Source organism: Achromobacter sp. Root565, from assembly GCF_001427425.1.
GTDB classification, from domain to species: domain Bacteria; phylum Pseudomonadota; class Gammaproteobacteria; order Burkholderiales; family Burkholderiaceae_B; genus Achromobacter; species Achromobacter spanius_D.
The window spans coordinates 2774807-2792456 of sequence record NZ_LMGO01000001.1 but is presented as its reverse complement, the minus strand read 5'-3'; the positions used below and the strand labels follow the sequence as shown (position 1 = coordinate 2792456).

General features: G+C 68.2%; 16 protein-coding genes. 13 read left to right on the top strand and 3 right to left on the bottom strand.

Annotated elements, in window-relative coordinates; genetic code table 11:
• Positions 1-4 precede the first annotated feature (4 nt).
• Positions 5-1024, bottom strand: coding sequence for a histone deacetylase family protein (locus ASD71_RS12475; RefSeq protein WP_056564014.1), 1020 nt, complete (start codon positions 1022-1024; stop codon positions 5-7).
• A gap of 258 nt (positions 1025-1282) precedes the next feature.
• Between ASD71_RS12475 and ASD71_RS12470 the strand changes: the two genes are divergently transcribed.
• The 3 genes from ASD71_RS12470 (at position 1283) to ASD71_RS12460 (ending at position 5382) form a co-directional block, all read left to right on the top strand.
• Positions 1283-1798 carry a sigma-70 family RNA polymerase sigma factor gene (locus tag ASD71_RS12470; protein WP_056564011.1) on the top strand — a complete coding sequence of 172 codons (516 nt, stop codon included), beginning with the start codon at positions 1283-1285 and terminating at the stop codon, positions 1796-1798.
• Between the two features lie 11 nt (positions 1799-1809).
• Positions 1810-2748 (top strand): FecR domain-containing protein, encoded by a 939-nt coding sequence (locus tag ASD71_RS12465; protein WP_235512119.1) that lies wholly within the window; start codon positions 1810-1812, stop codon positions 2746-2748.
• Positions 2749-2868: 120 nt separating this feature from the next.
• Positions 2869-5382, top strand: a complete 2514-nt coding sequence (locus ASD71_RS12460) for a TonB-dependent siderophore receptor (RefSeq protein ID WP_056564004.1) — start codon at positions 2869-2871, stop codon at positions 5380-5382.
• On the opposite strand, the gene ASD71_RS12455 is transcribed toward ASD71_RS12460, so the two are convergent.
• Positions 5315-6760, bottom strand: a complete 1446-nt coding sequence (locus ASD71_RS12455; RefSeq protein ID WP_235512117.1) for a 3-deoxy-D-arabino-heptulosonate 7-phosphate synthase — start codon at positions 6758-6760, stop codon at positions 5315-5317. The genes ASD71_RS12460 and ASD71_RS12455 overlap by 68 nt on opposite strands.
• A 288-nt stretch (positions 6761-7048) precedes the next feature.
• Between ASD71_RS12455 and ASD71_RS12450 the strand changes: the two genes are divergently transcribed.
• From ASD71_RS12450 to ASD71_RS12420, 7 genes are all read left to right on the top strand, one after another.
• Positions 7049-8053, top strand: a complete 1005-nt coding sequence (locus ASD71_RS12450) for a ligase-associated DNA damage response exonuclease (RefSeq protein WP_056564001.1) — start codon at positions 7049-7051, stop codon at positions 8051-8053.
• Between the two features lie 47 nt (positions 8054-8100).
• Positions 8101-9705, top strand: a complete 1605-nt coding sequence (locus ASD71_RS12445) for an ATP-dependent DNA ligase (RefSeq protein WP_056563998.1) — start codon at positions 8101-8103, stop codon at positions 9703-9705.
• Positions 9702-12200, top strand: coding sequence for a ligase-associated DNA damage response DEXH box helicase (locus ASD71_RS12440; protein ID WP_056563994.1), 2499 nt, complete (start codon positions 9702-9704; stop codon positions 12198-12200). The genes ASD71_RS12445 and ASD71_RS12440 overlap by 4 nt, the downstream gene beginning before the upstream one ends.
• Positions 12184-12858: a ligase-associated DNA damage response endonuclease PdeM gene (gene pdeM / locus ASD71_RS12435; protein ID WP_056563991.1), complete on the top strand. Its 675-nt coding sequence runs from the start codon at positions 12184-12186 to the stop codon at positions 12856-12858. The genes ASD71_RS12440 and pdeM overlap by 17 nt, the downstream gene beginning before the upstream one ends.
• A 71-nt stretch (positions 12859-12929) precedes the next feature.
• Positions 12930-13970, top strand: a complete 1041-nt coding sequence (locus ASD71_RS12430; RefSeq protein WP_056563988.1) for a hypothetical protein — start codon at positions 12930-12932, stop codon at positions 13968-13970.
• Positions 13958-14560: an SAM-dependent methyltransferase gene (locus ASD71_RS12425; protein WP_056563985.1), complete on the top strand. Its 603-nt coding sequence runs from the start codon at positions 13958-13960 to the stop codon at positions 14558-14560. The genes ASD71_RS12430 and ASD71_RS12425 overlap by 13 nt, the downstream gene beginning before the upstream one ends.
• Positions 14557-15288 carry a glycosyltransferase family 2 protein gene (locus ASD71_RS12420; protein ID WP_056563982.1) on the top strand — a complete coding sequence of 244 codons (732 nt, stop codon included), beginning with the start codon at positions 14557-14559 and terminating at the stop codon, positions 15286-15288. The genes ASD71_RS12425 and ASD71_RS12420 overlap by 4 nt, the downstream gene beginning before the upstream one ends.
• Here the strand turns inward: ASD71_RS12420 and ASD71_RS12415 are convergent.
• Positions 15237-15761: a CinA family protein gene (locus ASD71_RS12415; protein ID WP_056563978.1), complete on the bottom strand. Its 525-nt coding sequence runs from the start codon at positions 15759-15761 to the stop codon at positions 15237-15239. The genes ASD71_RS12420 and ASD71_RS12415 overlap by 52 nt on opposite strands.
• 546 nt (positions 15762-16307) lie before the next feature.
• Between ASD71_RS12415 and ASD71_RS12410 the strand changes: the two genes are divergently transcribed.
• The 3 genes from ASD71_RS12410 to ASD71_RS12400 are packed head-to-tail and all read left to right on the top strand — an operon-like array spanning position 16308 to position 17546.
• Positions 16308-17027: a BON domain-containing protein gene (locus ASD71_RS12410; RefSeq protein ID WP_082578878.1), complete on the top strand. Its 720-nt coding sequence runs from the start codon at positions 16308-16310 to the stop codon at positions 17025-17027.
• 47 nt (positions 17028-17074) lie between these two features.
• Positions 17075-17272 carry a hypothetical protein gene (locus tag ASD71_RS12405; protein ID WP_056563975.1) on the top strand — a complete coding sequence of 66 codons (198 nt, stop codon included), beginning with the start codon at positions 17075-17077 and terminating at the stop codon, positions 17270-17272.
• A gap of 34 nt (positions 17273-17306) precedes the next feature.
• Positions 17307-17546, top strand: a complete 240-nt coding sequence (locus ASD71_RS12400; protein ID WP_056563971.1) for a hypothetical protein — start codon at positions 17307-17309, stop codon at positions 17544-17546.
• Positions 17547-17650 lie beyond the last annotated feature (104 nt).

Sequence of the window (17650 nt, the reverse complement as noted above, 5' to 3'; positions counted from 1 at the left end):
CGGGTCAAGCGCCCGCCAGACCTGCGAAGAAGCGCTTGGCGTTGGATTCCAGGCCTTCGATGTAGTAGCCGCCTTCCTGCACGATCAGCGTCGGCAGACTCAGCTCGCCGACCTCGCGGCCCAGACGTTCAAAGCCGTCTTCGGACACGCTGACCATGGCCTGCGGATCCTTTTCGAAGATGTCGAAACCCAGCGACAGCACCAGTGCATCAGGCTGGAACAACTTGATTGCGCGGCGCGCCTGCGCCAGCCGGTCGAAGAACACGGATTCGGGCGAGCCGTGCGGCATGGGCAGGTTGATGTTGTAGCCATGGCCCGCGCCCGCGCCGCGCTCGTCTTCAAAGCCCGCGACCACCGGGTAGAAGTTCTCGGGATCGCCGTGGATTGAAACGTAGAGCACGTCGCTGCGTTCGTAGAAGATCTCCTGTATTCCCTGGCCGTGGTGCATGTCGGTGTCCAGGATGGCCACGCGCGGAAATCTCGATGTCAGCCGTTCTGCGGCGATGGCGGCATTGTTCAGGTAGCAGAACCCGCCCGCGGCGTCGCGTCGCGCATGATGGCCGGGCGGGCGGCAGATCGCGTAGGCGTTGCGGTCGCCGGCCAGCAGGGCATCGGCGCCCGCGATGGCGCATTGCGCAGACCAATACGCCGACTGCCACGTCTTGGGGCCGACCGGGCAACTGCCGTCAGCCAGATAACGTCCGGCCTTGGCCAGCACGCCGCGCAGCGCATTGGGTTCACGCACGAAGACGTTGGACACCACCTCGCCGCCCCAGTCCCCGGGCAACTTCATCCAGTCTTCATGGGCGTCCTGCAGAAAGCGCAGGTAATCCAGGCTGTGTACCGCCGCGATCGCGCCAGCGCCGTGGTCGGCGGGCGCGTGGACGTCGAATCCCAGCTTGCGCGCCGCCTGCACCAGGCCGTCCAGCCGCGACGGCACCTCCTGCGGCGTGCGCATCTTGCCGCGCGAGAAATAGGTCTGCGGGTGGTGAAGCTTTTGATCGTCGTGGAAGAACGCCTTCATGCCTGGGACCTCGGGGTTGGTTGGCACGCCACACACGCGGCGGCCGCGGACAAGCAACCCTGAATTCTTATCCAGGGGGAGAGTGCTGCTTATGGGGGGAAACCCGGAGATAGCGCGGAGATAGCCCGGGGCATGGCCCGCAGATCACCCCAGCGGATGACCCGGCGTTCCCGCCCGGCAATCGCCGTTGTCACGCCGCCACTTAATCGGGATAATTGCGACTGCTTCCTATTTAGATAATTTGCCTGGCGCCGATCCATGCCGACCCCCGATCCCTCTCCCGCCATTGCCGTGCAGCGGCTTTATGACGCGCATCACGGCTGGCTGTTCGGATGGCTGCGGCGCCGGCTGGGCAACAGCGCGGATGCGGCGGATCTGGCGCAGGACACCTTTGTCGGACTGCTCGGCGCGTATCGGCGCCGGGCCCTGCCGGACCTGCAGGAACCGCGCGCCTATCTGACCACCATCGCCAAGCGGCTGATGGTGGATCTGTATCGGCGCCTTGCCCTGGAGCAGGCCTATCTTGAGGTCCTGGCCGCGATGCCGGCGCGGCATGCGCCTTCCGAAGAACAGCGGCTCGCCGTGCTGCAGACGCTGCGCGAGGTGGACGCCTTGCTGGCCGCGCTGCCCGACAAGGTGCGGGCGGCCTTTCTGCTGTCGCAACTGGATGGCCTGACGTACGAGCAGATCGCCACCGAAATGCGCGTCAGCGTCCGCACGGTCAAACGCTACATGGCCGAGGCGTTCACGCATTGCATCCTGGCGGACGCATGACCGGCGCGGGCATGCCGATCGACCCGCGGATTGCCGGCGAGGCTGCCGAGTGGCTGGTGCGCCTGCATTCCGGGCGTTTCTCCGAATCCGATCGTCTGGCGTGCGAACGCTGGCGCCAGCGCAGCGACGAGCACGACCGCGCCTGGACGCGGGCGCAGGCGGTGCTGGCCAAGCTGGGCGGCCTGCCGCCCGGCCTGGGGCGCGCCACCGTGCACGCCACGGCCTCGCGGCGAGCGGGACTGAAGGCGCTGGCCGGCCTGATCGTGGCGGCGCCCGCCGGTTGGCTGGCGTGGCGCGCGGCGCCGGCGCAATGGACGTCCGACTACGCCACGCGCAGCGGCGAACGGCGCCGGATCGAACTGCCTGACGGCGCCGTTCTGGTGCTCAATACCGCCAGCGCGGTGGATCTGGCCTACGCTGCCGCGCAGCGCCTGGTGTGGCTGCGGGAAGGGGAAATCCTGCTGCGCTCGGCGCATTCGGGCGCTGCCGATCCCCGCCCCTTGCGGGTGCGTACCGCCGAGGGCAGCGCGCAGGCACTTGGCACGTACTTCTCGGTCCGGCAGATGGACGCGCGCACCCGCGTGGCTGTCATCGAAGGCCGGGTCCGGGTGCAACCGCGCGCAGGCACGGCAGGCCTCGTGCTGGAAGCCGGCCAGCGCGCGGATTTCTCCGTGGCGGCGGTGCAGGCACCTGCCGCCAGCCCGCATTCCCCTGCGGCCTGGCTGGACGGCGTGCTGTACGCGGACAACCAGCGGCTCGGGGATTTTCTGCAGGAGCTGGGCCGATATCGCCCCGGCGTGCTGCGCTGCGATCCCGCCGTGGCCGATCTGCGGATATCCGGCGGATTTCAGGTGGACGATACAGACGCCGCGCTGCTCGCCGTGGCGCGAAGCCTGCCGGTGCGCGTGGTGACCCGGACCCGATACTGGGTCAGCGTCGTTCCCGCTTGAGGCGCGGCGCGGTCCGGCACGTTGTCACCGCCACGCTTGTCCCCTCCGCGCCTGTCACCTTTTGCGCGCTCGTCCGACATGTTCATAAAGCACCTTCGCTTGGACTCTGTCGGGATCAGCATGTCTTCAAGATTCACTCCTTCCGCGGCCTGGCCGCAGCGCCGCGCCGCCGCGGGCGCCAGCGCGCTATGTGCGGCGTTGGCCTTGGCCGTGGACGCGCCACAGGCGTACGCGCAATCCGGCGCGGCCGCGCCATTCTCGGCCGCGTCACCGCATGCAGATGCATCCGCCCGCTTCAACATCCCGGCCGGTCCGCTCGGGCCCGCGCTCACGGCCTTTGCCGGTGCGGCGCGCATCAACCTGTCGTTTGATCCAGCCCTGGCCGAAGGCCGGGCGACGGCGGGCCTGCAAGGAACGTGGCCGGTGGAGGAAGGCCTGGCCCGCCTCTTGGCCGGCACTCATCTGGCGGCGCGCCGTGACGCGGCCAACGTCTACACGCTTCGGCTGCTGCCGCCGGGTCCCATAGCCTTGCTGCCCGCCGTGCGGGTGGAAGGCGCGAACGAATCCGCCTATGGGCCGGTGACGGGCATCGTGGCGCTACGCAGCGCCACCGGCACCAAGACCGACACACCGATCATCGAAATCCCGCAAACGGTCAACGTCGTCACGCGTGACGAGATCGCCTCGCGCGGCGCGCGCAGCATCGTCGAGGCGCTGGCCTACACGCCGGGCGTCTACGCGCCGGGCGGCAGCACGGATCTGCGCTACGACAACATCTATCTGCGCGGCGGCTTCGGGGCGCGCAACAACCTGGACGGCGCGCGCCTGCCCTTCGGCGCCTACAGCTTCGGCATGCTGCAGATCGAGCCCTATGGTCTGGAACGGATCGAGGTGCTCAAGGGGCCGTCGTCGGTGCTGTATGGCCAGAACAATCCCGGCGGCCTGATCAACATGGTGAGCAAGCTGCCCACCGCCACGCCGCAGCGCGAGATCGCGCTGCAGACCGGCAGCTACGGCCGCGCGCAGGCCGCGACGGATCTGAGCGGTCCCGTCGATGAAGGCGGCGTGTGGAGCTACCGCCTGGTGGCGCTGGCCCGCGACGCCGCGCAGTCCTCGCACTACACCAAGGACGATCGCATTTTCGTGGCGCCGGCGCTGACATGGCGTCCCAGCGCGGCCACGTCGCTGAGCCTCCTGGGGTTCTACCAGGAGGACCGGCAGGTGCCGCTGTACGGCAACCTGCCCGCCGCGGGAACGCTCTACAGCAATCCCAATGGCCGCATCCCGCGCGACCGGTTTCCCGGCGAACCCGGCTGGGATCGCTATGACCGCGAGCAGTATTCGGCGGGCTATCTGTTCACGCATGCGTTCAATGACACATGGACCGTCAAACAGCAATTACGCTACAGCCACATGCGCGGCGAGGCCCGCACCGCGGTCGGCTATCTGCTGAGTCCGGTGGACATGCGGACGTGGTCGCGCACCATGACGCGCGGGCAGGGTACCGGCGCGACGCTTAACGTCGACACCCAGGCCATCGCGCGGTTCCGTACGGGCGCCGTCGGACACGAATTCCTGATGGGGCTGGACTATCTCGACATGCGCGATACCTATAAATTCGCCAACGTCATTGCCGGGGTGCCCGCGCTGGATCTCTTCAATCCTGTCTATGGCAAGCCGCGCCCGGGGCTGCGGGATCTGATCCCGCGCATCGACACGCGGCAAGACACTGAACAGACGGGCATCTACCTGCAGGACCAGATTGCCTATGGCGGCTGGCTGCTGACGCTGGGCGGGCGCTACGACATGGCGCGCAGCACGACGCGCAACCAATTGACGTCGGCCAAAACGGCGCAAGACGATTCCGCCTTTACGGGCCGCGCAGGCCTGACCTATCTGATGGCGAACGGCCTGGCGCCGTACGTGGCGTATTCCACGTCCTTCGCGCCAACGGGGGGAACGGACTTCAATTCGAATCCCTTTCGGCCCGCCGAAGGCCGGCAAATCGAAGCCGGCCTGAAATACCAGCCGCCCGGCAGCGACAGCCTGGTCACGCTGTCGGCGTATCAGCTCACGCAGGACAACGTGCTGACCAGCGACACCACGCCCGGACGGCCGCCGGGCTTTCAGACGCAGACCGGCCAGATTCGCGCACGCGGCATCGAGCTGGAAGGCAAGGCGAATCTGGCGCGGGGGTGGGACCTGATCGCGTCGTACGCCTATGTCGATGCCGTGGTCACGCGAAGCGCCAACGTCGATATCGTCAACGGTGTGCCGGAGTCGCGCCAGGGCAAGAAGCAATACTACGCGCCGGCCCATCAGGCGGCCGCGTGGCTGGGCTACAAGGTGCAGGGCGGCCCGCTGCAAGGGCTGGGACTGGGGGCGGGCGTGCGCTACATCGGCGCCGATTGGGGCGACCCGGCCAACACCTTGCGGATTCCGGCGGTCACGCTGTTCGATGCGGCGCTGTCTTACGATTTCGGCCAGCTGCAGCCAGCCATGCGCGGACTGACGCTGGACCTGAACGCCAGCAACCTGTTTGACCGCACTTACGTGGGCACCTGCGTCACCGCCACGGCGTGCACCTACGGCGCGGGCCGCCTGGTGCTGGCCACCCTGAAGTATGCATGGTGACACTCGTAATCGCTGCGTGCACATCATCCCCATGCACCATCAATTCCCGCACCTGCCGCAATAGCGCAAGCTGATTCAGCACCGCACTCCAGCGGGGCGAAATCAGCAACTGTTGCCACACAGGCGCCAGCGCCGACGCATCGGGCGCCTCGCCTGCGCTTACCAAGCTGGCGTAGTCCAGGCTTTCCTGCGCCGAAAGCAGTTGCATGCGGCCCGCGGCATTGAGCAGGCGCGGTGCGGCATCCGCCGGCGCATCGGAAAAGTACAGGACCGTCCTGGCGAGACCAGCCTCGTCCGCCGATAGCGCCGCCAACGCCGCGCCGCGCAGGCGCACCGGCCCTTGGTGGCTTTCAAATGCATAGATGGTCTGCGCATCCGCGTGCGCAAGCAATCGCAGGCCGCGCAGCAAGCGAGGCAGGTCGGTCGTTGCGGCGTCCGTGGATGCCTTGGCCTCCACCAACAGGCAAACATCCCAAACGGGATCCGATGCATCACCGGTGGTCTGGCGCAGCAGCGCCACGTCCCATTCGGTCTTGGCTCGGTCGGCATTGCCGGGTATCGACGCGGGCACGCGCATTGACGTTGCAACCCGATAGGTCTCGCCCGTGATGGAAGCCAGATGCGTGGCCAGCGCGGCAATCGCCTGCTCGGCCAACGCTTCGACGGCGATGCCGCGGCGGCGCGCGTCCAGACCCTGCGCGGCGGCCTGCGGCGTGCCGGGCCGGGGACCTTGCCGTTGCCAAAGGGTTTGATAGCGCTGGACCAGCGGATCCGACGCCAACGCGTCCAGCCGCCGCAAACGCGCCAACGCGGGATCGTGCAACAGCCGGTTCAGCGGGCCGGCAATCGCCGGGTCCGCCCAAGTGTCTGAAGACGGCGCGGCAAGGAATGCTTGCGCGCCTCGCGTCAATGCGTCCCAGTCCTCCGCCGCAGCCGCCGCATGCAATGACGCAAGCGCTTGCACGAAAGGCCCGGCCGGCATCCCCCGCCGTTTGCCCGGATGCGCAAACGCATCCACGGCCGTACGCACCGCGCGCCTGTCTGCCTGCGCGTGTGCCGATAGCCATGCGTGTTCGCGCACCAGATGGGATTGATGCCGCAGCACCATGGCCTGAAACGCAGAGTCTCCGCCGCGTTCGCGCAACGCGTCCCGAATCAGTTGCGACAGTGCGCCTAAGAACAGGCGCTCAGAAGCCGGTGGCGGCGCCGCGCCAGCACTTAATGCAACGCGGGCCTGTTCGATGGCGATGGCAAGCGCCGTCGCCGGGTCGGCATCTTCAAGCCCGCTGGGGGCCGCGAGCAGTGGCCCCACGCAATAGCGGCGCGGGATGGCGCGCAGCGTTTGGTCCAGCAAGGAAAGCGGCAAAGCAGGGGGCATGAAGATTCCGTGTCATGTCCGGCCTCGCTACCAAGGAACGATCGACAGGGCGACCGAAGCGACGACGACCACAACAATAATCGTGAGGATGTGATTTGTACGCATATTCTCTCCTTTAAGCCACCGTTCAACACTACTGTCTTACGTTGCCCGCCGTCTGCAACTGAACTTTTAATTTCTCATAGGATGTTAGCGGCGTGTTTGTCGAGCACTTTCATGCGTCCTCGCGAGGTATAACCAAGATCATGCGGCCGCGAAATCGTCGCGCCGCGCCGATCGGGAGGTGCCATGCGCGACATCGTGCAATTGCGTCCGGAAGGCCTGTATTGCCCGGCCGGCGGCTTTCATATCGATCCGTGGCGGCCGGTCGAAGTCGCCGTGCTCACGCATGGCCATGGCGATCATGCGCGCCCGGGCATGGGGCGTTACCACACCAGCGCCGAAGGCTTGCCCATCCTGCAATGGCGGCTGGGCGACCAGGACTACCGGGTTCATGCATACGGCGAAGCCTTCACGCTGGGCAATGCGCGCGTGTCGCTGCATCCGGCGGGCCACGTGCTGGGATCCGCGCAGGTGCGCATCGAAGTCGATGGCGAGGTCTGGGTCGTGTCCGGCGATTACAAACGCCAGCCCGATCCGACATGCAGCCTGTTTGAAGTCGTGCCCTGCGACACCTTCATCACCGAGGCCACCTTCGGCCTGCCCATCTACCGCTGGCCCAGCGCCTCGGACGTGGCGCGCGATATCGTGCAGTGGCGCGACCACTGCGCCGCGCGCGGTGAGGCCGCCATTCTCTATTGCTATGCCTTGGGCAAGGCGCAGCGCGTGCTGGCCGAGTTGATGCCCTTTGCGGATCGGCCCGTCTACCTGCACGGCGCGATCGCGGCGGGTGTGGATGTTTATCGCAAGGCCGGCGTGCCGCTCGCCGACACGCGTCTGGTCATCGACGCGGACGGCCCTTCCGCAGCCTCGGGAACGGGATTTGCTGGGGAGTTGATCCTGGCGCCGCCGTCGGCGGCGGGCAGCGCATGGTTGCGGCGTTTTCGCAAGGCGCAGCACGGTTTTGCGTCGGGCTGGATGCGGCTGCGCGGCAACCGGCGCCGCCGCAATATGGATCGCGGCTTCGTCGTGTCGGACCATGCGGATTGGCCGGACCTGTTGCGCACCATCCGCGACACCGGCGCCAAGCGCGTCATCGCCACGCACGGCGACACCGAGGCGCTGGTGCGCACGCTGAATGAGTCGGGCATCGCCGCGGAGACGCTGGTGACGCAGTATGGCGAAGATGACTAGGGCGGGCATCGAACGCCTTCAAGATCGACAGGGGAACGGACGCAGGCATGAAGCGATTCGCGGCGTTGTATCAGGAGCTTGACCGCAGCACCGCCACCTTGGACAAGCGCGCGGCGCTGGTGGCGTACTTCCGCGATGCACCGCCGCGCGACGCGGTCTGGGCGCTGTATCTGTTGGCAGGCGGCAAGATCACGAGCACGCGCAAGAAGATCGCTGGTGTGGGCGAGTTGCGGGCCTGGGCCGCTGACGCATCCCGCACCGCGCCCTGGCTGCTGGACGCCTGTTATGACCAGGTCGGGGATCTGGCCGAAACGCTGGCGCTGCTGGTCCCGGATCCGGAGGTCGCCGCGCCGGATCGCGGCCTGGCTGACTGGATCGAAGAAATTCTCCTGCCCATCGCCAATCGCGATGAGTCCGAGCGGCGCGAGGTCGTCGTCTCGGCCTGGCTGGGATTGCCCTACGCAGAGCGCCTGGTCTTCAACAAGCTGCTGACCGGCGCGCTGCGCGTCGGGGTGTCGCAGCGCATGGTGCAGCAAGCGCTGGCCGAAATGTCGGGCGTGCCCATCGCCCGTATTGCGCAGCGCATGCTGGGCGTGTGGTCGCCCAGCCCGGCGTTCCTGCGCGATCTGCTCAGCACCGAGGAGCTGCCCGGCGACCGTCAGCAGCCGTATCCATTTTTCCTGGCGTCACCGCTCGAAGGCGATCCCGCCGTGCTCGGGCCCATCGACGAATGGCTGCTCGAATGGAAGTGGGACGGCATCCGCGCGCAGCTCATCCGGCGGCGCGGCGAGGTCTCCATCTGGTCGCGCGGCGAAGAGCGGCTGGACGGCCGCTTTCCGGAGGTTGAAGCGGCGGCCGCTGCGCTGGACGTGGACTGCGTCATCGACGGGGAGCTGCTGGCCTGGCAGGACGGCAACACGGATCCCATGCCGTTCTCGGCGCTGCAAACCCGCATCCAACGCCTGAAACCCGGGCCCAAGTGGCTGGCCGAGGCGCCCGTGCAGTTGCTGGCATATGACCTGCTCGAACTCGAAGGCGCCGACCTGCGCGAGTTGCCGCAGGCCGAACGGCGCGCGCGGCTGGAAGCGCTGCTGCGCCGCCATCCCGACCCGCGGCTGCGCATGTCGCCGGCCGTCGCGCCGTCAAGCTGGGACGAGGCCCACGCGCTGCGCGGCGAATCGCGCGAGCGCGGCGTTGAAGGCTTCATGCTCAAGCGCCGCAGCGCGCCGTACCAAAGCGGCCGGCGGCGCGGCGACTGGTGGAAGTGGAAGATCGACCCGCTCACCATCGACGCCGTGCTGCTGTACGCGCAATCCGGCCACGGCCGCCGCAGCACACTCTATACGGACTACACCTTCGGGCTGTGGGAAGGCGACGCGCTCGTGCCCATTGCAAAGGCCTACTCGGGCCTGGACGACAAGGAGATCCTGGAGCTGGACCGCTGGCTGCGCGCGCACACGCGCGAGCGCTTCGGTCCGGTGCGCTCGGTCGAACCGGTGCAGGTCTTTGAACTGGGATTCGAAGGCGTGAACGTGTCCAAACGGCACAAGTCGGGGATCGCCGTGCGCTTTCCGCGCATCTTGCGCTGGCGGCACGACAAGCCGGCGGATCAGGCCGACCAGCTCGACACGCTGAAGGCGCTGGCACGATGAGCGGCGTGGCTCGGGGCTGGGACGCGCCGCTGGTTGCGTGGTTCACGGCGCGCGGCTGGAAGCCCGCGCCATTTCAGCGCGAGACGTGGCGCCGCTATTTGGATGGCGAGTCGGGCCTGTTGCACACGCCGACAGGCAGCGGCAAGACGCTGGCGGCATTTGGCGGTCCGCTGCTGGAGGCGCTTCAGGAAGGCACACCCGAAGGCACACCCGAAGGAACACCCGAAATCACGCGGGAGAAAGCGGCCAGGGGCGAGGGCCCGCGCGTGCTGTGGGTGACGCCGCTGCGCGCGCTGGCTGCGGACACGACGCGGGCATTGACGCAGACCGCGAGCGAGCTGGGCATCGACTGGACCGTGGCGTTGCGCACCGGCGACGCCAGCACGCGCGACAAGCGGCTGGCGCGGCAGGGCAAGGCGCACGTGCTGGTGATCACGCCAGAATCGCTGGCGCTGCTGCTGTCTTACGCCGATGCCTCGCTGCGCTTTCGCGCCCTGCGCAGCATCGTGGTTGACGAATGGCACGAACTCCTGGGCAACAAGCGCGGCGTGCTGCTGCAACTGTGCCTGGCGCGGGTCCGCAAGCTGTCGCCAGCAGCGCGCACGTGGGGGTTGTCCGCCACGCTCGGCAACCTGGAGGAGGCCCGTGCGGTGCTGCTGCCGCAGGCGCCCGGCAGCGCGCTGGTGGCGGGCGCCAAGCCCCGCAAGATCCAGATCTCCACCTTGCTGCCCGAACGCAGCCGTGCGCTGCCGTGGGCAGGCCATCTGGGGCTCTCGCAGCTCGAACGCGTCTTCAAACGTCTTTTCGATGTGCGCGCCACGCTGCTCTTTACGAACACGCGCGCGCAAGCCGAACTGTGGCATCGCGCGCTGGAATCGATCTGGCCGGAGGATCCGCGCACGCTGGCGCTGCATCACGGCTCGCTGGATCCCAAGTTGCGCACTGCGGTCGAGCAAGGGCTGCGCGATGGCACGGTGCGCTGCGTGGTGGCCACGTCCAGCCTGGATCTGGGCGTGGACTTTCCGGCGGTGGATCAGGTGCTGCAGATCGGCAGCCCCAAGGGCGTCGCGCGCCTGCTGCAACGCGCCGGCCGCGCCAAGCACCGGCCCGGCGAGTCCGGCAACGTGGTCTGCGTGCCCGCGCAGGCGCTGGAACTGATCGAGTATGCCGCGGCCCGGCAGGCGATCGCGCGCGGCGAAATCGAGTCCAGGCAGCCGCCCATCGGCAGCCTGGACGTCCTGGCGCAACACGCTGTGACGCTGGCGCTGGGCGGCGGCTTCGAGGCCGGCGAGCTGTACAAAGAGGTTCGCGGCACGCATGCATACGCCACGCTCGACGCCGATACCTGGCAGGCCGTGCTGGATTTCATCGTGCAGGGCGGACGCGCGCTCGCAAAGTATCCGGACTACCACCGCGTCGTGCGCGATGAAGACGGCTGCTACCGCGTGCACGACCGGCGCATCGCGTTCCGGCATCGGCTGTCGATCGGCACCATCACGTCGGACGGGGCCGTGGCCGTGAAGTACTTGCGCGGCGGCAGCCTGGGGGCGGTCGAGGAAGGGTTTCTGGCGCGCTTGCGGCGCGGCGACCGGTTCCAGTTTGCGGGCCGCACGTTGGAACTGGTGCGGCTGGAAGGCATGATCGCCTACGTGCGCCGCGCCAAGGGCGGCGACGGGCCCGTGGCCACGTGGCAGGGCGGCCGCATGCCCTTGTCCACGCAGTTGGCGAGCGAGGTCGAAAGCCTGTATTCCCATCCGGGTGCGCATCCGGAAATGCGCGCCGTCGAGCCGCTCCTGCGTATCCAGGAACAGGCCAGTGCGCTGCCCGACCACGGCCGGCTGGTAGCCGAACTCATCAAGACGCGGCGCGGCTCGCATCTCTTCCTGTTTCCATTCGCCGGCCGGGCCGTGCACGAAGGCATCGCCGCGATCGTCGCGCTGCGCTGGGGCCGGCGGCAGCCCAACACCATCTCCTACACCGTCAACAATTACGGCCTGATGCTGACGCTGGCCGAACCCGCCGCGCTGGACTACACGTTGCTGCGCGCGCTGCTCAGTCCCGACAACATGGCGGACGACCTGCGCGACGGCGTCAACCTGGGCGAAATGGCTCGCCGCCAGTTCCGCGAGATCGCGCGCGTTGCGGGGTTGTTGACGCCGTCGCTACCTGGTCAGGCGGCGCGCTCGCTGCGGCAGGTGCAGGCGTCCAGCGGGCTGCTTTACGACGTGCTGCGCCGCTACGACCCCGACCATCTCTTGCTGGCGCAGGCAGAGCGGGAAGTTTTTGAGCTGCAATTGGAGGCGCCGCGCCTCCTGGCCGCGCTGCAGGACTGCCAGCGCCGCGAACTGGCCTTGTGCGAGCCGCGCGCGCTGACGCCGCTGTCGTTTCCGTTGTGGACGGAAAGCTTGCGCGGGCAGCTCAGCACCGAAACCTGGCAGGCACGCGTCAAACGCGCCGCCGAACAACTGGAGAAGCGCTATGCACGCATCGCCTGAGGCAGGGCTTGCGCTGGCGCTGGCCGGCGAGCCCGTCGTGCTGCTGGGCGCGCGCGCCTTGCACTGGCCGGCGCGGTCCCGGCTGGTCATCGCGGACCTGCATCTGGGCAAGAGCCATGTCTTTCGCCAGGCGGGGATCGCCGTGCCGCGCGGCGCCACGATGGACGACCTGCGGCGCTTGTCGGACCTGCTCACCGCCACGGCCGCCACGGAATTGCTGATCGTCGGCGACGTCCTGCACGGCCCCGCCGCGCAGGCCGCCTGGCGCGATGCGTGGATCGCGTGGCGCGAGGCGAATCCGGCCGTGGACGTGGCGGTGCTGGCCGGTAACCACGACCGCGCGCTGGATGCCCCGGCGCTGGGCATGCGCCAGCTGGGCGAGGGGTGGGCAGATGGCCCGTTCCTGTTCCGCCACCTGCCGACGCCGGACGCGCAGGGCCGGCACGTGATCGCCGGCCACGTGCATCCGAAAACGCGTGTGCCGGGCGTGCCGCGCAGTTGGCCGGCATTCTGGATGCGCCCGGGGATCACCGTGCTGCCAGCCTTCTCGGATTTCACCGGCGGGCATGCGGTGCAGGGCGGGCAGGGCGCGTCGCTGGTCGCGTGCGTGGAGGGCGATGCGTTGCCCTTGGGATGGACGCCGCCGAACGTGGCGTGACGGGCACGGCGTTTGCTACGTAGGGGTGCACTCCCCGCGTGCACTCGCCCATCCCGTCTGTGACCCGCACCATGACCGAACGCCCAGGCCTGTTATCCCAACCGAATTTCCCGCTTCAACTGATCGGCGAGATGCTGGCCGATGCGCACGCGCCGATTGATCCGGGCCGGTGGCTGCGCGCGCTCGTGGAGCAGGGATGCGATCAACTGCCGCTGCCCGGCTCGGGCCGCACGCTGGACCGTTGGCAGGCGCTGGCTCGCGTGGCGGCGTCTGACCTCAGCCTGGCCAAGCTATTTGAGGGCCACACCGATGCCCTCGCCATCCTGGCGGAACTGCGTGCGCCCGCGCCACCGGCCCGGAGCCGCTGGGCGGTGTGGTGCGCGGAGCCGCCGGACCACCGCGTCCAGATCCTGCCTCGGCCGGATGGCTCGGTAGTGCTGCAGGGCGTGAAGGCGTGGTGTTCGGGCGCGGCAGTGGTGACGCACGCGCTGGTGAGCGGCTGGAATCCCTCGGGAGAGGCGTGTCTGGTTGCCGTGGCAATCGAACAGGACGACGTCGAAGTGACCGATTCCGGCTGGCATGCCGTGGGCATGCGCGCATCGGCGAGCGTCGACGTGGTCTTTCGCGACGCGCCGTCCACGCTCGTGGGCAAGCCGGGCGACTACGTGCATCGTCCGGGATTTTTGCAGGGCGGGGCGGGCATCGCCGCCTGCTGGTATGGCGGACTGCTCCACATCGCGGAGTCGTTGCGCCGAGCATTGCCCCTGAATGCCGCCGATCCTCACCGGCTGGCGCACCTGGGCGCCGTCGATGTGGCGCTGGTGCAGGCGCGGGCGGTGTTGCGCGCGACCGCCGCTGAGATCGATGCGCACCCGCGGCAGCCGTGCGGGTTGGCTTGCGCCCGCGCGCGTCTGGCGGTGGAGTCGGCTGCGGCAGAGGTAATCGGACGGGCTGCGCGCGCGCTGGGTGCGGGGCCGTTATGCCGCGATCCGGACTTTGCGCAGGTGATGGCCGATCTGCCGGTCTTCCTCCGGCAGAGCCATGCGGATCGAGACCAGGCGGCGCACGGCCAAGCCGTCCTCGATCATGGAGGCGTGCCATGGGCGCTGTAGCCGCAGACCATTTCGAGCGTCTGTATCGAGCCGACCCCGATCCCTGGCGCGTGGCAAGCGCCTGGTACGAACGCCGCAAGCGCGGTCTCGTGCTGGCGGCGTTGCGCCGCGAACGCTATCGCCACGCCTTCGAGCCGGGCTGCGGCACGGGGGAAATGACCCGGTGCCTTGCGCTGCGCTGTGCGCGCGTCTGCGCGGTCGACGTCGCGCCGGCCGCGGCCGCGCAGTGCCGAACCCGCGTGGACGGCGAGGGCATGGACCACGTGCAGGTCCTGGCGCTGGACCTGCCGCGGCAGTGGCCCGACACCCCGGCGGGTGGCTTTGACCTCATTGTCGTGTCGGAAGTGGCGTATTACCTGGACGACGCCGCGCTCTCCCTGTTCCTGAGCGGTGTCGATGCATCGCTTGCAGAGCATGGTGAGATCGTCGCCTGCCACTGGCGTCCGGATTTTGCGGACCGCCTCCAACCCACGGACACCCTGCACGCGGCGATTGGCGCGCTGTCCGGCCTTGCGCGGGAAGTGCATCACGAAGAGGACGCGTTCCGCCTGGACCTCTGGCGCAGACAACCCCAAGGAAGCCATTCATGATCGGCGTATGCATTCCTGCGCACAACGAGGAGCGCTATATCGGCGCATGCCTGCGGGCCGTCACGCGCGCCTCGCGCCATTCGCGTCTTGGCCGCGAAGCGGTGCGTATCGTCGTGGTGCTGGATCACTGTGCGGATGGGACGGCGCAACGCGCGGCGGGCTGGCCGGTGGATCTGCTGACGGTCCAGGCGCGCAACGTCGGCCTGGCGCGCGCGGCGGGCGCGCAGCACCTGCTGGATGCCGGCGCACGCTGGCTTGCCTTCACCGACGCCGACACCTGCGTATCGCCCGGCTGGCTGGCCGACCAGCTTTCGCTGAATGCGGAAGTGGTGTGCGGCACGGTTTCAGTCGCGGGATGGGAAGCGCACGGCGCGTTTGCGCAACGCGCACGCCGGGCGTTCGCGGCGCACTACCACGATCGCGACGGCCACCGGCACGTGCATGGCGCAAACCTCGGCGTCGCAGCGCCCACGTACCGGCGCATCGGCGGATTTGCGGCGTTGAACTGCAGCGAAGATCAGGCCCTGGTCGACAAGCTGGAAGCCGGCGGGGCGCACATTGCATGGACCTGCCTGCCACGCGTCACCACGAGCGCCCGGCCATACTCGCGCGTCGACGGCGGCTTCGCCACCGCACTGCGCGGGGAGTGGGACGCAGCGGCGATCGGCCCCGGCACTCAGGCGGATCCGGAGGCGGAGGGGCGTTCACCGTCCTGCCATTGCTTGTGATACGCGATCAGCTGCGCCAAGGCGTGCGCTGCGCTGGCCCGGCGAATGGCGTTGCGGTCGCCGTCGAAGCGCGTCGTCTCGGCATAGATTGCGGGCGAGGCGTCGGCCGGTCCCGCTTTGAACACCCATGCGTAGCACTGCGTACCGGCGGGAACGTCGGGGTCGGTATCGTCGGTGACGCCCGTGTTTGAAATCGCCACATTCGCCGGGCTGTTGCGGGCCGCGCCCAGGGCCATTTCCCGCGCCACGGCTTCACTCGTGAGATTGTGGCGTTGCAGCGTCCGGGCGGTCACGCCCAGGCACTTTTGCTTGGATCCCGGCGAGTAGGCAACGAACGCGCAGTCCAGCAGCGCGCCCGCGCCTGGGATGTCGGCAAGCGTGGCGGCAATCAGCCCCGCCGTGCAGGACTCGGCCGTCACCAGTTTCAACGAATGCTCATGCATGTAGGCGGCGACTCGTTCGATGGCATTCATGCCCGTCCCTCCTGAGTGAACACCCGCGCCCAGCAAGCCGCGTGCCGCCTGCCGCGTCATCTATCCGGGGGTTTGTGGGCCACAGCCACGCCCACCGACCCGCACGGCAATCGGTATTTGCCGCCTCCCAGCCACGTGACGGGCTCGCCCGTCGGCAGGGTGCAGACATAGATGGGGACGCCGGATGCTTCCTTGCTTCTCCTTGCGATCAAACGCCGTTCTACGCGGCAGGTGGAGCGATCGGGGAGTTTTACGATTACATCGGACAGCCTGGATCCTGAAGCCATATTGATCTCCTGAATGTCGTGTGTCGTTATGCCGGATGCGGTTGTTCTGCCTTGCCACGGCGTTCTGACCGCATGGGCCATTCTTAGCATCGCGGCGGCCTTTGGCCTATCGGCCATACAGCGTGGACCCGCCGCGGCCCGCTGCACGATGTGCGCCCGGCACAACACTTGCTGCGAAGAACGGACGGGCAGGCCATAGGTGCGCGTTTCGGCTCGCACCCAGCCTGCTTGATTCGCAACTTGCAACGGGAGAGACGATATGAGCAGAGACCCGAGGAATACGTCGAACTATCGCGGCGACCGGGAACCGTGGCAGGACCCCGCGCCCTCGTATGGATATCAGGGCGAAGGCACGCGCCAAGGCGGCGCGCGCGACACCCGCGAGCCGGTTCGCAGCCGTAGTGCCGACCCCGGCCAAAGCAGCTACGGCGGCTTTTCGAACGAAGATCCCTCGTTCCAGCGTCAACAGGTTTATGGCCGTGAGGATCGTGGCCGGGACCGCGCTTATGGCGGCCGGGATCAGGCCTACGACGGTCCCACGTCCTTTGGCGATGACGAAGGCGGTTACTACGGCGATCGTCCGGCATGGCGCGAAGAATCCATGTCGTTCGAGACCGCCGAACGGGGCGGCTACAACCGCGGCCCGACCGCGTGGCGGGATCGTGCATCGCGCCGGACCGATCCCAAGGGCTACATCCGTTCGGACGATCGCATTCGCGAGAACGTGTGCGAAGCGCTGGCCCATAGCGGCCTGGACGTGAGCGACGTCTCGGTCGCGGTTCTGGACGGCCATGTCGTGCTGGAGGGCACCGTTCCCAACCGGCGCACCAAGCACCACGTCGAGGATTGCACGGTGGAGTGCGCGGGGGTGAACGATGTCGAGAACCGCATCCGCGTTGGGGGCGGAATGGGCTCGAATTCAGGCGCGAGCAGCTCGGGCCCCGGCAGCACCGGCAACGTCGGAACTGCGAAGGAATGACCGGTCTCCGATACGAACCACGATGACCCTGACGAAAGGAGCAGACCATGACTAAACACAAGGACAGCACCCGCGAAACGGATAAGCCGGACCGCAGCCAGGACGACACGCCCCGCGAATCGCAGGCAAGTCACGGCGATACGCAGAACCGCACCAAGAAAGAGGGCCACACCACGCAGATCGGCACCGGCCAGGATCAGCAGAGCCAGCGCAATCGCGGGCAGGGCGCCCGATCCAAGCCGTGACCTCGCAGCGCCGCTCGCGTGCGGACGGTAACCGATGACGCCTGACGCATTGTGGGATTTTCTGCAGTGGCCGGCCATGGCGGCGTCGCTTGCCGCCGCCTGGCTGGTCGCGTCCCGCAGCGCCGGGCGCCGCACCGCGGGCTTCTGGGTCTTCCTGGCCAGTAACGTGCTGTGGGTGGCCTGGGGGCTTCACGATGACGCCTGGGCGCTTATTGCGCTGCAACTGGGACTGGCGATCCTGAACGTGCGCGGCGTCCTGAAAAACGACCCATAGGGTTCCTGCCCGCGCGGGCAAGGCCTATACTTTTCCCCATCACGCACGCTCCGGCGCACGGCACAGGGCGTCTGCCGCCTTCCCCCGCGCGGCGTTCGCCGGGC